This is a genomic window from Methyloglobulus morosus KoM1 (assembly GCF_000496735.2).
Lineage (GTDB): Bacteria > Pseudomonadota > Gammaproteobacteria > Methylococcales > Methylomonadaceae > Methyloglobulus > Methyloglobulus morosus.
In genome coordinates this window covers 1-15,432 of record NZ_AYLO01000085.1, presented here as the reverse complement: position 1 = coordinate 15,432, position 15,432 = coordinate 1, and the positions used below count along the sequence as shown (strand labels likewise).

Genomic DNA, 15,432 nt, shown 5'->3' with positions numbered 1-15,432 from the left:
CTCGTTCCTCGGCACATCCTGCAATTCCATCATATAATCAACGCTATAATAAACTCCACAAAAAAAGCGACCTGATTTTGAAAGAAGCACAGGTTATTTGCCGTAATATCATCAAACACAGCTTATTCATCGCACTTTGCCTGATAGCCATGCCCATTGCGGCGGTTGATACGGGCGTACTCGATGTAGGCGCAATAGCGGGCGAAGGCTGGAAACTGGAAGGCGTTAACGTTGCGGTTATTGGCCTCAATCAAAAAAAGCCGCAATTCCTTTTGTCTGCGACAAAACTCACGCTTCCTAAACCGTTCAATGACTTCACGCTTGCAAACATTTATTGTAATGATTTTACCTGGAATCACGATGAAGTAGATTGTAAGCAGGGCAGGGCATCCGTCCGTTCCGTTTATTGGCAATCGCCCGCGACGAATTTTTCTTTTCGTCTTGGCCCGAAACTTAACAGGCTTAAATTGGAAGATGCCCGGTTGGCGGGTAGCCGACTATCGCTTTATGTAGAAACCGATGCAGAGAACTGGCAATGTCAATTCAGCGCAAAACATATCGACAATCGCCTTGTCGATAAGCTGTTTCAGGCCAATGCGCCTAAACCGAAATCAGTCAAACTAGAACCGGCCAACAAGAAACACGGCAAGTTGAACCTAACCGGGACGGTTTCGGGTAAGCGCAACATAATGCAAGCGTTCAGTATTCTTGCCGAAGTTGAGGGATTAACGGATCAGGCTGAGGATGGCAAGGTCGCCACGGAAAAACTAAATTTGTTGATGCAGTTCGATGGCAAAAAGACCAAGGATGATGACTGGGACTGGCGAAGCGAATCCAAGATGTTGGGTGGTGCTCTCTATGTCGATCCGGTTTACCTGGAAGTTGGAGCGCAGCCGATAACCTTGAATGCCAAAGGCAATTGGAACAATCTTACCAAGCAGGCGGATGTCCAATTATTTGCCTATAAACATCCAGGTGTCGGCATTTTAACAGGAAACGGTGCGGCTTATTATCGCAATGGCATCAAGGTGGATAAGGCCAATGTCACGTTACAAAGTGAAACATTGCAAGGCTTGTTGAACACCTATATCAACCCTTTTTTTACCGAATCTCCCTTTACGGGTGTTACAGTGGCGGGTAATCTCCAGGCAAATTTCTCATTCATTAAGCAAGCATTAACCGATACCTCCATAAACTTCAGCCGATTGCAAGTTAAAGATGAAGCGGGGCGCTTGGCGATCAAGGAAGGGACGGGGGCGATTAATTGGTCGGACGATCCAATACAGGTTAAGCAATCCGACCTTGCATGGCAATGGCTGACGATTAAGGGCTTGCCTTTGGATTCTGCCAAGTTGCGGTTCACTAGCCAAGGCAATCATTTCAGCCTGGCTGAGAAAGTCAAGCTGCCGTTATTGGGCGGTTCGATTGCCATCGACAAGTTCAGTTGGCAAGGCAAGAAACAGGATGAACCCGATGTTTCTTTTGCGGGTTCAGTGGATAACGTGTCATTAGAGGCATTATCGAAAACTTTGGGCTGGACACCCTTATTGGGGAATATCAGCGGGCGGATTCCTGGTATCGATTACAACGACAAAATCTTGCGCCTAGACGGGGAACTGTTGATACGTGTTTTTGACGGCAAAATAAAAGTCAATCAGCTTGCTGCGACCGGCTTATTCACCGATTTCCCTAAAGTATTTAGCGATGTCGAAGTTGAAAACCTGGATTTGGACCAACTCACCCGAAAATTTGAATTCGGCAATATTACCGGAAGGCTCACTGGTTTTATCAACAAGTTAGTCTTGGAGAATTGGCATCCGGTTACGTTTTTTGCTTGGTTAGGAACGCCGGATAACGATGGCTCCAGGCATCGCATCAGCCAAAAAGCGGTCAAGAATATCGCCAGTATCGGTGGTGGCGGTGCATCGGATTTGTTGTCGCGCAGTTTTCTGGGATTTTTTGAGACTTTCGGTTACGACAAGATTGGGGTGGGCTGTTATCTGCATAACGGCGTTTGCCAAATGATGGGCTTGGAAGCGGCAGGACAGGGTTATTACCTTATCAAAGGCGGCGGCCTGCCGAGAATTGACGTGCTGGGGTATAATCCCCAAGTCAATTGGGATGTCCTGGTGGAACGGCTAGGTCGTGTAACGGAATCGGATAAGGTTATTGTGCAATAGGAGTGCAAACCTAGGTTTGTGCTTCGATTTGGCATTAAAAATACCTGAAAATTTTAGTTTGATTGCTTAGGTGCTTGCCCCTTCTCCCTCGAGGGAGAAGGCTGGGATGAGGGGGCGTAAAAGGGTTAATTTTAATCTCCTCACCCCAACCTTCTCCAGCAGCAGAGGGAGCAACAGCTTTTGAAATTTTGGGAAATTCCCAACAAACTTTGGAGTGCATTATGAAAAAATTTTCTGTGTTAGGCATGTTAATGCTTACCGCCTGTGTCACCATCAATATCTACTTTCCTGCTGCAGCCGCCGAAAAAGTCGCGGATGAGATTATCAAGAATATTCAAGATAACGTGCCGCCAAAACCACAGGACAAACCTGAGCTAAAATCTAAACTAGGCCCTGCGTCCCAGAGGTCTGATTTACAGACGAGTTTCTACAGGCTTATGGATCAAGCCATAACTTTTGCCATTTCCTCCGCACAGGCCGCCGAAGCCGATTTGTCCATAGACAGCCCGGAAATTAGGCAGCTCACCGCGTCAATGGAAAGACGGTTTTCATCCTTACAAGGTTTTTATGCATCAGGGGCTATCGGTATAAGGTCGGATGGCTTGCTAATGGTTAGGGACGCCGCCAGTGTGCCGTTAAAAGATCGTAACCAAGTGAATAAATTGGTAGCGAGTGAAAATGCCGACCGTCAGGCACTTTATCAGGCCATTGCCAATGCCAACGGGCATCCAGAATGGGTGACGCAAATTAAATCGACGTTTGCCACGCGTTGGATAAGCAATGCCCAATCTGGCTGGTGGTACCAAGCCGCAGGGGCATGGAAGCAGAAATAAACATGGCAAGAACAAGAAGAAAGCCCTTGCCGACCGAGCCGGTAAGGGCAGTAATTAATTCCCTGACCCACGATGGCAGGGGCGTTGCACATATTGAAGGTAAAGCTGTTTTTATTGATGCCGCCTTGCCGGGCGAAGAAGTCGAATTCCTGTACACGGAAATCCGCCGGGATTATGCTGAAGGTAGGGTTGTTAATGTTTTAACGCCGTCCGAACATCGGGTTGAACCTCTTTGTCCTCATTTTGACGTGTGCGGCGGCTGTAGCTTCCAGCATGTGGATTCCGCCACCCAAATCCAGATCAAACAAGGCTTGCTTGAAGAACAATTTAAACGTATCGGCAAAATTACGATTCCAGAACTTTGGGAGCTGCTCATCGGCCCGCATTGGGGCTATCGCCGAAAAGCGCGAATGGGCGTTAAATACGTGGCCAAAAAAAACCGCGTGCTGGTCGGATTCCGCGAAAAGCGTCATCCTTATCTTGCCGAGATGGACAATTGCGTGGTTATGCACCCCATCGTTGGGACACGGCTTGTCGCCTTGGGTGAGATGATTGAAGGTTTGAGCATCCGCGAACTTATCCCGCAGATCGAAGTCGCTATCGGTGATGAGCAATGCGTATTGTCGATTCGCGTATTGGAGCCGCCGACGGCAGACGACCAGGAGCGGATGCGCGCTTTCGGCAAAGCTCATAACCTAACGCTATGTCTGCAATCCAAAGGTCCGGACACAATAGTGCCTTTGGACGGCGAGCCGGAAGTTATCCCGACTTACGCCTTGCCCGAACACGGCATAACATTCAAGTTTCGCCCCGCCATGTTCACCCAGGTCAATTATGAAATTAACCGCCTGATGGTAAACCGTGTGCTGGCAACCCTCAACCTGACCAAGGCCGATACCGTGCTGGACCTGTTTTGCGGCCTAGGCAACTTTACCTTGCCCATCGCCAAGTATGCAGGCTTAGTGGTCGGCGTGGAAGGCGACCTGCCCTTGGTTAAACATGCCAGGGAAAACGCCCAACATAACGGTATCGACAATGCAGAATTTTATGCGGCGGATTTGAGCAAGGATATCAGCGACCAACCTTGGGTTAAGCGGCAATACAATAAAATCCTGCTCGACCCGTCCAGGGCAGGTGCATCGGAAGTGCTGCATCATTTTAAACAGTGGCAACCGGAGCAGGTTGTTTACGTTTCGTGCAATCCCTCAACCCTGGCCCGTGATGCCGGGATTTTGGTTAACGACCTAGGCTATAAGCTTATCAAGGCGGGTGTCATGGACATGTTTCCCCAAACGGGACATGTGGAGTCGATTGCCTTATTTTCCAAATAAGGACTCGATACCGTAAACGTAAGCAATTCCCCAGTTTTTTGAATATCCCCTATATGGTTTTGAAACTAATAACAAAAACAATCTATCAATGTTGGCGATCCTAAATTTTTACCGTTGGGTTTGAACCTTTACCCTATATTTTGCAATTAACGGAAGGGTGATAAGGCGAAATGAGCAATTTTGAATTATTTCTCTTTATTTATTTTGTAAGCTTTAAGGAGATAACTATGAGCATAAAAAAACTCGCTTTCGCAGCGGCAACAATTTTGGGGCTTTATTTGACTGTTTTGGCGGATGTGTATGCCGACCAAGTTGAGACAAAATGCCGAGTGCGGCCTGACCGGTCTAAGGTATCTGTAGACGGAGAAGGGCTTGGTAATGGCAGTTATTATGCCGAAGTGAAATCAGGTGGAGTGATCATTAAGTCGGGCGATGTTCAAACGATTAGTTCATCTGGCGATGAAGTTGAGTTTGATTTCGATAGCAATACCAATGACATTGCTGAAGGCGCAACCGCTATTACTTTCGACTTTATCAAAAACCGGTCTGTTACAGGTTCGATTTTTAAAACCACTGATAATGGCGTGACCGGCCAATTGGTTGAAGACGATAACGCCAAATGCCGTGGAAAGAAAAGCAGGATGCGTCATGGCGGCCATGATAACCACCATGGTGGACATGACGATGGCCCCAACCATCGTTAACAACTAAGATGGGGTCAAGCCCAGTACGTATCACGTACGGCTTGACCGATTTGCTTCATGGAAAACCGCGTATTAGGTAATACGTCGCCCCAAAAGCGGAATCATTCCTCCAGCAACGTCAACTCCACTTCCTCTGCTTTTTGTGGGCTTATTTTAAAGCCACGCATTTCCAATACGCCTTTGGTGTTCAACGAGATAATCAGGCAAAGCGCTTTGGGGTAAGTAGTGGATTCCAGGTCGTAACTGGACGGTTCGGCGGGTGTTTTCGGATGGGAATGATAAATGGCGAACAGTTCTTCGCCTTGTTCCCGCATTTCTGCCATCGCGGCAATTTGCTGTTTGGCATCGAGCAGGAAACGCTGCTGCGGCTGTTCGGCTATGTTGGCGATGGGGTAACAGGTGATGGGGATACCGTTAAGGCTGCCGACCAATCCGCAAATTTCGTCGTCGGGCGACAGTTGGGCAAGATGCAGTAACTGGTTGGTCAGTTTGCGGGGTATCTGGGTTTCTGTGGTTTGCTCGTGTTGAGTCATATTGATTCCTTAACAGAAAACGTCCCCTTCTCCCTTTGGGAGAAGGKCGGGATGAGGGTTTTAAATTACTTTTTGCCCCTCGCCCAGAGGGAGAGGGGAAGTGGTTGGGACAGCATTGTAAAAGCTTTTTCAAGAAGGCGATAGGTATTGCCCTAAAGTCACGCGAGGTTGCCCTGATAAATCATGGTGCGTCTGCACGTTATGATAACCCAAGTTGCGGAATAGTTTCTGGGCCGCTTCTTTCTGGTTATAACCGTGTTCTACCAGCAAAAAACCGCCGTTTTCTAAGCGGTTACGGGCAGTTTCGGCTATCGTTTGTATATCGCTGAGCCCTTGTTGGGCCGAAACCAAGGCAGTAAGCGGCTCAAAACGCAGGTCGCCTTGTTGTCGATGTTCGTCATCAGACGCAAGATAAGGTGGGTTGCTGACGACGAGGTCAAATTTTCCCGTTGGGACATCGTCAAACCAATGGCTTTGGCAAAATTGGATGCGTTCGACCTGATGCCGCGCGGCATTGGCTTTCGCAACCTGCAAGGCGGTTGCGCTAATATCGGTTGCGCTGACGTGGATAGCGGGGCGTTCGGCGGCAAGGGTGATGGCGATGATACCGGAACCCGTGCCCAAGTCGATGATCCTGGACGGTTGGTTTGTCGGGATTAATGCAAGGCTAAGCTCGATAAGCAATTCAGTGTCAGGCCGGGGAATCAGCACATCGGGCGAGATATGAAAATCCCGTGACCAGAATTCTCTCGTACCCGTGAGGTAAGCGATGGGTTTGCCTTGTCGCCGGTCATTGACCAACGCCCGATAGGCGTGAAGTTGTTCGGGATTGAGCTCGGCATCCGGCCAAGCCCGCAAATAAGATCGGTCTTTGCCCAATACGTGACAAAGCAATAGCTCGGCATCCAGCAAAGGTGATTCAGTCGTTGCTTGCAATAAGCTGACTGCCTCTGCCAACGTCGATTTAAGGGTAGGCATTGATTGCGGCTTGTGTGGGTTATTCGTCACCCAGTTGGGTCAGCAGTTCGGCCTGATGTTCGCTGATGAGGGGTTGGATGACTTGCTCCAAGCCGCCTTGCATGATGTCGTCCAGTTTGTATAAGGTTAAGTTGATGCGGTGGTCGGTCAGGCGGCCTTGGGGGTAATTGTAGGTGCGGATACGCTCGGAGCGGTCACCGCTACCGACCTGTAATTTGCGGTTAAGGGATTGTTCGGCATGATGCTTTTCCTGCTCGGCGGACAGCAATCGGGAAGCCAATAGGGACATGGCGCGGGCACGGTTTTTGTGTTGCGAGCGTTCATCTTGGCATTCGACGACCACGCCTGATGGGATGTGGGTGATGCGGATGGCGGATTCGGTCTTGTTTACGTGTTGGCCGCCCGCGCCGGATGATCGGTAGGTATCCACTTTTAAGTCGGCAGGATTAATGTCGATGGCATCGACTTCCTCGACTTCCGGCATAATGGCGACGGTACAGGCAGAGGTGTGGATACGGCCTTGCGATTCGGTTTCCGGCACCCGTTGAACGCGGTGCGTGCCGGATTCAAATTTGAGTTGCGAATACACGTCACGACCGGACACCCGAAGTATCACTTCCTTATAGCCTCCGTGTTCGCCCTGATTTTCGCTGATGATCTCCGTTTGCCAGCCTTTACGTTCCGCATAGCGTTGGTACATACGGGACAAGTCGCCGGAAAAAATGGCGGCTTCGTCGCCACCCGTGCCGGCCCGGACTTCCAGGAAGATGTTGCGGGTATCATTGGGGTCTTTCGGTAACAGTAAGACTTGCAGGTCATGCTCAATAGCGTCGATGGTCCGCTCCGCTTCCGCGATTTCTTCCTTGGCGAGTTCCCGCAATTCGGGGTCGCTGTCGCTCATCATTTCGGTAGCCGAGGCCTTTTGGTCAAGCGCTTCCGCACGTTTTTTATAACATTCGACCAATGGCGTGATTTGCGCGTATTCCTGGCTTAAGGCGCGGAATTTGTTCTGGTTGTTTTGCGTTTCCGGCTCAGACAATAACGCCGCTATTTCTTCATAGCGTTCGCAGAGGTTTTCCAGTTTGTGTTGGATTGAAGGCTTCATTTTAACTTCTTGGTTTGTTTTTTAATCTAGGCGCAAGGGTTTTTGCTGTTTTGTGCCTTACGTTTTATTCAACTTAAAGATCTCGTGTGCGGCGGCAATGACATCGTGCCTTTCGTTGGCAGCCGCATCACGGATTTGGGTGCTGGGCGTGTGGATTAGCTTATTGGTCAGGCTGTAAGCCAAGCGTGTTAAGACTTCTTCGGGTGTGCCACCGTTTTTCAATAAGCCGATCGCTTTTTGCAGGGCTTCATCGCGGGTTTGTTCAGCTTGCAAGCGGTAGTCGCGGATGACTGTTTGTGCGCTTTGGGCGCGTAGCCAAGCCAAAAAATGGTCGACTTGGGTGTCGATAATTTCTTCGGCTTGCGCGGCGGCGCGGCGGCGGGAATCCATGTTCTGGTCGATGGTGTTTTGCAAATCATCGACTGTGTACAGGTATACGTCCCGAAGTTGCTCGACTTCGGCTTCAATATCACGGGGGACGGCAAGGTCGACCATGAACATGGGCTTATGCCGACGTTTTTTCAAGGCGCTTTCGACGCTTCCCTTGCCGAGTATGGGCAGTTGGCTGGCAGTCGACGAAATGACAATGTCGGCTTCTGCCAAATGCGAAGGCAATTCGGCTAAGGCGATAGCCAATCCCTTAAACTGTTCGGCGAGGGCAAGCGCTTTTGCGTGAGTGCGGTTGGCAATGATAAGTCGGCCAATGCCTTGTTGGGTTAAATGCCGTGCGGTGAGCTCTATCGTTTCTCCGGCACCGATCAGTAGTGCGGTTTGTTCCCCAAGATTAGAAAAAATTTGCTGGGCAAGCTGGACGGCGGCAAATGCGACAGAAACAGGGCTGGAACCGATTGCCGTATCCGTGCGGACTTTCTTGGCGGCAGTAAAGGTTTGTTGGAATAATTTACCCAAGTCCTTACCCAAGGTGCCGGCTTCGCAAGCCGTCTGGTAAGCGGATTTCATTTGTCCCAGGATTTGGGGCTCACCCAAGATCATGGAATCCAGGCCGCAAGCCACCCGGAACATATGCCGGATTAGCTGATTGTCGGCATGGGTGTACAAATACGGCTTGAAGGCGTTAGGGTCAATGCTTTTGGTTTCAGCCACCCAGTCAATCAAGAATTTTTCGTCGGAGGTGTTTGCGTTGCAGTAAAATTCGGTGCGGTTACACGTAGAAAGTATTGCGGCTTCGCTGATTTCGCTCACCTGCCGCAAATCGAGCAAAGACGTGTGCAAGGTATCGGCAGGAAACGCCAGACGCTCACGGATTGCGACCGGTGCGGTATTGTAATTGATTCCGATGGCTAAAAATGTCATGTGACAACAGAATGAAAATATTGGCTAAATTGTAACAGATTTGGAAAGTGTTATTGGGCTAGGCCCCTAACTCGCACACATTTACCCGAATTTTGTGAAACAGTGAGCATTTGTAACAATAGAACTTCATGTTGAATAAATACATGCAACACAAGTATTGCTTAATCCAGAAGGAATACCATGTTATGGGGTCGATAATATACCGCCTAAATAAGTCAGCTTGTTGCAAGGGAGTTGAAAATTCCATGCGAATACGGTGACGGGCTGTTTAGTTGTTCAGTAAGTACCTGAATAAATGTACAATATGCGTCAGATAAATTAACAGTCTGAACCTATTAGGTTTTCTGCTAATCTATGTGTGATATTTAATGAATTATGGATAGGATCATCTGTGCCAATTTTTAGATTGTTTCCCGTTATTGTTCTCGTTTTGCTCTATGGTTGTGCAACCACAAATGAACAGGCTGCAACACCTGGAGCGGCTGTAAAAGCTGTTGAACTGACTAAGCCCTTAGGTAAAAAGCAACAGAAGGAAAGCAAAACATCTATAGATCCAGATGTGTTATTCATGTTGATGACAGCTGAAATCGCCGGACAAAGGGGGCAGTATGATGTCGCCATGGAAGGTTATCTGGAAGCCGCAAAGCGTGTACATGATCCACGGCTTACGGAACGGGCGGCAATGATTGCCATGTATATGAAAGACGGCAACAAGACGAACGAAGCGGTTTCTTTGTGGTTGAAACAAGACCCCAATAACCTGTCGGCCAGAAAAATAGCCGCGCTTTCGGCATTGAAAGCGGAGAATAAGCAGCAGTCCGTCGAACAGTTAAGCGCGCTCCTGAAACAAGATCCCGCCGGGTTTGAAAAAACCTTGTTTGAACTGGCAGGTGCATTGCAAAAAGAGGATAACGTCGCCTTTATTTACGCGGTCATGGACGATTTGGCCGTTAAACATCCCGACCAAGCGTCCATTTTTTTTATCCAGTCTTTGCTGGCTTCGGATTTGAAAAACAAGGATTTGGCGGAAAGAAAAATTGAACGTGCCTTAAAATTGCAGCCGGACTGGGATAAGGCGCTAATTTTACAAGCACAATTGGCGGTCTATGGCGAAGATTTCAAGCGTGCAGAAACCTTGTTGAGGAACGCTTCGCTAAAATATCCCGACAATCCAAAATTTAAGAAAATGCTGGCGCAGGTGCTAATCAAGTCGGCTAAATATGAAGAAGCCGGCGAGGTATACGAAACGCTTTTTGCGAATGACCCCAAGGATTTCGAAAGCCAATTTTCCTTGGGCCTGGTACATTTGCAATTGGATCGCGACGGTAAAGCGGAAGATATTTTTAAGCAGCTGCTAGTGCAAGCCGATTGGCGCAACCAATCAAATTTCTATTTGGGCAAAATCGAAGAAAAGCGGGGTAATTTAGAAAACGCGCTGAGCGCATTTGATAAAGTCACGGACGGCCCATTTCAATTTGAAGCCGCTTTGACGGGTATTTCCTTGCTCGCCAAAGATAAGCAGTATGACAGGGCAGAGCAGCGCTTGAAGGCATTGCCGGGTAAATTTCCAAAGCAAAAGCCACGCATTGTGCTGCTTCGGGCTGAATTGTATAGTCAACAAAAGCAGTATGAAAAAGCCTACAGCTACTTGACTGAGGAATTAAGCGTCTACCCGGATCAAGAAGAATTGCTTTATTCCCGTGCGTTGATGGCTGACCGGATGGGTAATTTAGGCATCATGGAGGCCGATCTGCAAAAAATATTGGCTAAGCATCCAGATAATGTGGAAGCGTTAAATGCCTTGGGTTACAGTTTGGCTGACAAAACCACTCGTTATGCGGAAGCAGAAACCTACCTCCTTCATGCCTTACGCTTAAAGCCGGGCGAGGCGGTTATACTGGATAGCTATGGTTGGTTAAAATATAGGATGGGCAATCGCCAAGCCGCACTGGACTATTTGCAAAAAGCGTACGACAAGCAACCGGAAAACGAGATCGCTGCGCATCTTGCCGAAGTGCTTTGGGTTTCAGGAAAAAAAGAAGAAGCCAAAAAATTAATCGCAAAAGCATTGCAAGATGCGCCAGATGATAGCTTCCTTCTCCATTTTAAACATAAATTCCTGCAATTAAATTCCGCACATTAACGTGTTTCACCGACTAACAAATCACTTAAGCACGACTTGCGTGGTGCTGTTGTTGTCCGCTTGCGCCAGTGTGCCGCCTGTTCATCAAGGCGCATATACACAGGCAGCACGAGCGCATCTTTATGGCATACAGGAATGGCGCTTGCAGGGGCGGTTGGCGGTCGTTTCGCCTAAAGATTCATGGTCGGCCAATATTGAATGGGGCCATTTGCCGAACAGTGAGAAAATAAGGTTGTCGGGACCTTTAGGCCAGGGTGCTGTCGTGATTGAGCTGGCGGGTAATGTCGTTAAAATTGACCGGGGTGGCGGTAATGTGCAGACATCAAATCATCCTGAACAGTTTATCAGCCAGCAATTGGGGTTGCTTGTGCCTCTGGAATCCTTGCGCTTTTGGGCGGTGGGCTTGCCGGAATCAGGACAGGATTTTCAAGAAACGTCCGATGGCTTTGTGCAGGGCGGATGGCTGATCGCTTATAAAGAAATGCAAAAAACAGGCGTTGAGACCATGCCGCATAAAATGTCGGTTTCCGACGAGCATGTAAAGCTAAAATTGATTGTTGACCGATGGGATTTGAATGGCGGAAAGACTAACTAAGGAGTCGGCATGGTCAGGGCGCTGGCCCGCACCTGCAAAACTGAATTTGATGCTGCGTATCGTTGGGCAACGAGAAGACGGTTACCACCTGCTGCAAACCGTGTTCCAGTTTGTGGAATTCTGCGATTGGCTGACTTTTCATCCGGTTGATAATGGTGAAGTTAGCCTGCTAAAAACCATCCCAGGCGTGGCAGAAAGCGACGACCTGACGGTACGGGCTGCCAAATTGCTGAAAGCCGAGACTGGCTGCAGTTCAGGTGTTTGTATCGAAGTGGAGAAAAATTTGCCAATGGGTGGCGGTTTAGGTGGGGGCAGTTCTGATGCCGCAACCACGTTGGTGGTGCTGAATCAACTCTGGGGTTTGAATTTACCAAAAGAAAAATTGCTTACGATGGGTTTGTCGCTGGGTGCGGATGTTCCGGTATTTATTTACGGGCATGCTTCTTGGGGAGAAGGGGTTGGCGAAAAGCTTAGTGAAATTATTGTTCCTGAACAATGGGTTGTAATCCTAAAGCCAGATTGTCATGTGAACACCAAGGAAATTTTTTCAGCTAAAGATTTGACACGTAACAGCAAATCCATCAAAATGCCTGATTTTATAGAAGGTGATCGCCGAAACGATTGCCTTGAGACAGTTTGCCGATTTTACCCTATAGTAGATGAGGCGTTAAAAGATATGTCCGAATTTGCAGTGGCGAGGTTAACGGGGACTGGTGCGTGTGTTTTCGCCCAATTTGATTCCTATGAAGACGCAAGTGGTGCTTACCAGAAACTGAAAGGCAAGTGGGTCAGCTATTTGGCAAAAGGGGTTAATCGCTCGCCTTTATTTGTGAAGCTTGATACAGCAAATTTGAATTTAATGATTTAATGGGTCGTCGCCAAGCGGTAAGGCACGGGGTTTTGATCTCCGCATACCTAGGTTCGAATCCTAGCGACCCAGCCACTCTCTTCGCATGGGCTAAGAAAGAATCAGGAGTGCTCGGATGAACGACACCGCCATGATGGTGTTTTCGGGAAATGCTAACTTGGCTTTGTCCGAGGGTATCGTCAAAAAGCTCAATATGCGCTTAGGGATGGCTGATGTTGGGCGCTTTAGTGATGGTGAAGTTGCGATAGAAATTGAGGAAAATGTCCGCGGTAAGGATGTTTTCGTTATCCAGCCAACCTGTTCGCCCACTAACGAAAATTTGATGGAACTGCTGGTGATGATGGACGCGCTCAAGCGCGCCTCCGCAGCGAGAATAACTGCAGTAATGCCTTATTACGGTTATGCCAGGCAAGACCGTAGGTCGAGGTCGGCAAGGGTGCCGATAACGGCCAAACTGGTCGCCCAGATGATAGAACAAGCTGGTGCGAATAGGGTTTTGACCGTGGATTTACATGCTGACCAAATCCAGGGATTTTTTGACATACCGGTTGACAATGTCTACGCATCCCCACTTTTGCTGGGCGACGTGTGGCGGCAGCAATACAAAGATTTAATCGTTGTTTCGCCAGACGTAGGCGGGGTGGTTCGTGCCAGGGCGTTGGCAAAAAGGTTGGACGATGCCGATCTTGCCATTATCGATAAGCGCAGGCCAAAAGCCAATGTGTCGGAAATCATGCACATTATCGGTGATGTAGAAGACCGTACCTGCGTTTTGGTAGATGACTTGGTCGATACGGCGGGTACGCTATGCAACGCAGCGACTGCCCTGAAAGCACATGGCGCAATAAAAGTCGTGGCTTATTGTACTCATGCGGTATTGTCAGGGGCTGCATTAAAGAATATTAACGGCTCGACGCTGGATGAATTGGTGGTGACCGACACCATCCCGCTAAGTGATGAAGCGACGGTGTCCAAAAAGATACGGCAATTAAGTGTTGCTGAAATGTTGGCTGAAACGATACGCCGCATTACCGCAGGTGAATCCGTAAGCTCGCTTTACGTCGATTGAAAGTTTTAAGATAGTTTTTATGAGCGCTTGAAGGCGCGAGGTTGAGTTGAAATGTCAAATGTATTTGAATTTGTCGCTGAAAGCAGGGGACAGTCAGGAACGAACGCAGCACGGGGCGTGCGTCGTATAGGTAAAGTGCCTGCGGTAATTTATGGTGGTCATGACGAACCCAAGATGCTCATGTTGAGCCATAATGAAGTCGTTAAGCACCTTGAACACGAGGCGGTTTATTCGCACGTTTTGGATGTCACCGTCGATGGTAAAACGGAAAAAGCGATATTGAAAGGTGTACAACGCAATCCTGCAAAATTCCAGATTTTGCATTTGGATTTCCAACGGGTTAGCATGAAAGAAGCTATTAAAGTGCATGTTCCGCTGCATTTTATCAACGAAAGCACCTCAATTGGTGGTAAAAAAGGCGGTATTGCCACGCATTCCATGGTGGATGTCGAAGTGACCTGCTTGCCTTCAGCTTTGCCTGAGTTCATCGAAGTGGATTTGACTAAACTGGATATTGGCGACACCCTGCATTTGTCCGACCTCGTATTGTCCAAAGGTGTCGAAATTGTTGCTTTGCATCAAGGGCCAGAACATGACCTGCCGGTTGTATCGATGATGTCATCAAAAGCCAGCAAAGAGGATGCGGCGGATGATGCCAGCAAAGCTGTAGAGTAATGCAATAGACTGGTTATGATAAAGCTCATCGTTGGCCTTGGAAATCCGGGTCAGCAATACGAAAAAACCCGGCACAATGCCGGGTTTTTGTTTTTGGACAGTTTGGTTGCAGGAAGGTCATCTGCTTGGTCAAATAAACCGGATTTTCAAGGCCATATCTCCGAATGTAACATTGCCAACGAAAAAGTCTTCTTGCTTAAGCCGCAGACTTTCATGAACCGAAGTGGGCAATCGGTAGGCAAAGTGGCGCGGTATTACAAAATAGCCATAGAAGAAATCCTTGTTGTCCACGATGAACTGGATTTCGATGCAGGTGTTGTCAAGCTGAAGAAAGACGGCGGCCACGCCGGGCACAACGGGCTTAGGGACATTATCGCCCATTTAGGCGGCAACAGCTTTTACCGCTTACGCATTGGTATAGGCCGTCCTCCTGCGGGAATGGTCGTCGCCGATTATGTACTGTCAGCCCCGTCCAAGGCTGATAGCCAGCTTATGCTCTCCGCAATTGACAATGGGAAGGGATTTATCGACCAGATCATTGCTGGCGACATTGGAGCGGTAATGAACAAGATCAATAGCTGAGCCACGATAACCCTCTCTCTTTGCGGAAGAGAGTTAGGGGTTAAATCACAGGAACCATGGCGGTTTAAACCCGCTTATAATAAGCCCCTCGCTTTACTCAGGGAAACCTTGACCGACCATGTCCCAAACAAATGTCCAGAACTCCCGTAAATGCCAAAAGTAAAAAATCATCAGTTGACAGTTAAGAGTCTATAAATCATAATGCCGCGTTTATGCAATATCGGAGAGGTTCCCGAGCGGCCAAAGGGATCAGACTGTAAATCTGCCGGCTCTGCCTTCGGAGGTTCGAATCCTCCCCTCTCCACCACCTTTATTACCAATTATCTGCGGGTGTAGTTCAATGGTAGAACTCCAGCCTTCCAAGCTGATCACGTGGGTTCGATTCCCATCACCCGCTCCATCTTATTTAGGCCCATATAGCTCAGTAGGTAGAGCACTTCCTTGGTAAGGAAGAGGTCACCGGTTCAAATCCGGTTATGGGCTCCATTTGAGAGTTTTACTAGATACAACGAAGACTATATA

General features: G+C 48.5%; 14 protein-coding genes and 4 tRNA genes. 14 read left to right on the top strand and 4 right to left on the bottom strand.

Annotation, left to right across the window (positions count from 1 at the left end):
• The first annotated feature begins 77 nt into the window (after positions 1–77).
• From MGMO_RS11040 to MGMO_RS11025, 4 genes are all read left to right on the top strand, one after another.
• Complete coding sequence (locus MGMO_RS11040; protein WP_051384029.1) at positions 78–2,180, top strand: AsmA-like C-terminal region-containing protein; 2,103 nt, start codon at positions 78–80, stop codon at positions 2,178–2,180.
• A gap of 221 nt (positions 2,181–2,401) precedes the next feature.
• Positions 2,402–3,013, top strand: coding sequence for a YdbL family protein (locus tag MGMO_RS11035; RefSeq protein WP_023495133.1), 612 nt, complete (start codon positions 2,402–2,404; stop codon positions 3,011–3,013).
• Entirely contained in the window at positions 2,998–4,344 is a 1,347-nt protein-coding gene (gene rlmD, locus MGMO_RS11030; protein ID WP_023495132.1) for a 23S rRNA (uracil(1939)-C(5))-methyltransferase RlmD, read from the top strand. The genes MGMO_RS11035 and rlmD overlap by 16 nt, the downstream gene beginning before the upstream one ends.
• Positions 4,345–4,571: 227 nt before the next feature.
• Entirely contained in the window at positions 4,572–5,048 is a 477-nt protein-coding gene (locus MGMO_RS11025) for a hypothetical protein (RefSeq protein ID WP_023495131.1), read from the top strand.
• 101 nt (positions 5,049–5,149) lie between these two features.
• On the opposite strand, the gene MGMO_RS11020 is transcribed toward MGMO_RS11025, so the two are convergent.
• The 4 genes from MGMO_RS11020 to hemA all read right to left on the bottom strand — a co-directional run bounded on the left by MGMO_RS11020 (position 5,150) and on the right by hemA (position 8,978).
• On the bottom strand, positions 5,150–5,581 hold the full coding sequence (locus MGMO_RS11020) for a Mov34/MPN/PAD-1 family protein (protein ID WP_023495130.1): 432 nt from the start codon (positions 5,579–5,581) through the stop codon (positions 5,150–5,152).
• Positions 5,582–5,710: 129 nt separating this feature from the next.
• The gene (prmC, locus tag MGMO_RS11015) at positions 5,711–6,559 is read right to left on the bottom strand and encodes a peptide chain release factor N(5)-glutamine methyltransferase (protein ID WP_023495129.1); all 849 of its coding nucleotides are present in this window, start codon (positions 6,557–6,559) and stop codon (positions 5,711–5,713) included.
• Between the two features lie 19 nt (positions 6,560–6,578).
• Complete coding sequence (prfA, locus tag MGMO_RS11010; RefSeq protein ID WP_023495128.1) at positions 6,579–7,664, bottom strand: peptide chain release factor 1; 1,086 nt, start codon at positions 7,662–7,664, stop codon at positions 6,579–6,581.
• 57 nt (positions 7,665–7,721) lie between these two features.
• Positions 7,722–8,978, bottom strand: a complete 1,257-nt coding sequence (hemA, locus tag MGMO_RS11005; protein ID WP_023495127.1) for a glutamyl-tRNA reductase — start codon at positions 8,976–8,978, stop codon at positions 7,722–7,724.
• 391 nt (positions 8,979–9,369) lie between these two features.
• Between hemA and MGMO_RS11000 the strand changes: the two genes are divergently transcribed.
• The 10 genes from MGMO_RS11000 to MGMO_RS10955 all read left to right on the top strand — a co-directional run bounded on the left by MGMO_RS11000 (position 9,370) and on the right by MGMO_RS10955 (position 15,396).
• Positions 9,370–11,121, top strand: a complete 1,752-nt coding sequence (locus MGMO_RS11000) for a tetratricopeptide repeat protein (protein WP_023495126.1) — start codon at positions 9,370–9,372, stop codon at positions 11,119–11,121.
• A gap of 1 nt (position 11,122) precedes the next feature.
• Positions 11,123–11,716, top strand: coding sequence for a lipoprotein insertase outer membrane protein LolB (lolB, locus tag MGMO_RS10995; protein WP_023495125.1), 594 nt, complete (start codon positions 11,123–11,125; stop codon positions 11,714–11,716).
• Positions 11,697–12,584 carry a 4-(cytidine 5'-diphospho)-2-C-methyl-D-erythritol kinase gene (gene ispE, locus MGMO_RS10990; RefSeq protein WP_023495124.1) on the top strand — a complete coding sequence of 296 codons (888 nt, stop codon included), beginning with the start codon at positions 11,697–11,699 and terminating at the stop codon, positions 12,582–12,584. Before lolB ends, ispE begins: the two co-directional genes overlap by 20 nt.
• Positions 12,585–12,659, top strand: a tRNA-Gln gene (locus MGMO_RS10985).
• Between the two features lie 40 nt (positions 12,660–12,699).
• On the top strand, positions 12,700–13,653 hold the full coding sequence (locus MGMO_RS10980) for a ribose-phosphate diphosphokinase (protein ID WP_023495123.1): 954 nt from the start codon (positions 12,700–12,702) through the stop codon (positions 13,651–13,653).
• Between the two features lie 51 nt (positions 13,654–13,704).
• A complete protein-coding gene (locus MGMO_RS10975; protein WP_023495122.1) occupies positions 13,705–14,328 on the top strand; it encodes a 50S ribosomal protein L25/general stress protein Ctc in 624 nt (207 codons plus the stop codon).
• 15 nt (positions 14,329–14,343) lie between these two features.
• Complete coding sequence (gene pth / locus MGMO_RS10970; protein ID WP_023495121.1) at positions 14,344–14,910, top strand: aminoacyl-tRNA hydrolase; 567 nt, start codon at positions 14,344–14,346, stop codon at positions 14,908–14,910.
• 222 nt (positions 14,911–15,132) lie between these two features.
• A tRNA-Tyr gene (locus MGMO_RS10965) sits at positions 15,133–15,217 on the top strand.
• 19 nt (positions 15,218–15,236) lie between these two features.
• Positions 15,237–15,310: transfer RNA gene (locus tag MGMO_RS10960), tRNA-Gly, on the top strand.
• A 10-nt stretch (positions 15,311–15,320) separates the two neighbouring features.
• Positions 15,321–15,396 (top strand) — tRNA-Thr (locus MGMO_RS10955).
• The last annotated feature ends 36 nt before the right edge of the window (positions 15,397–15,432 follow it).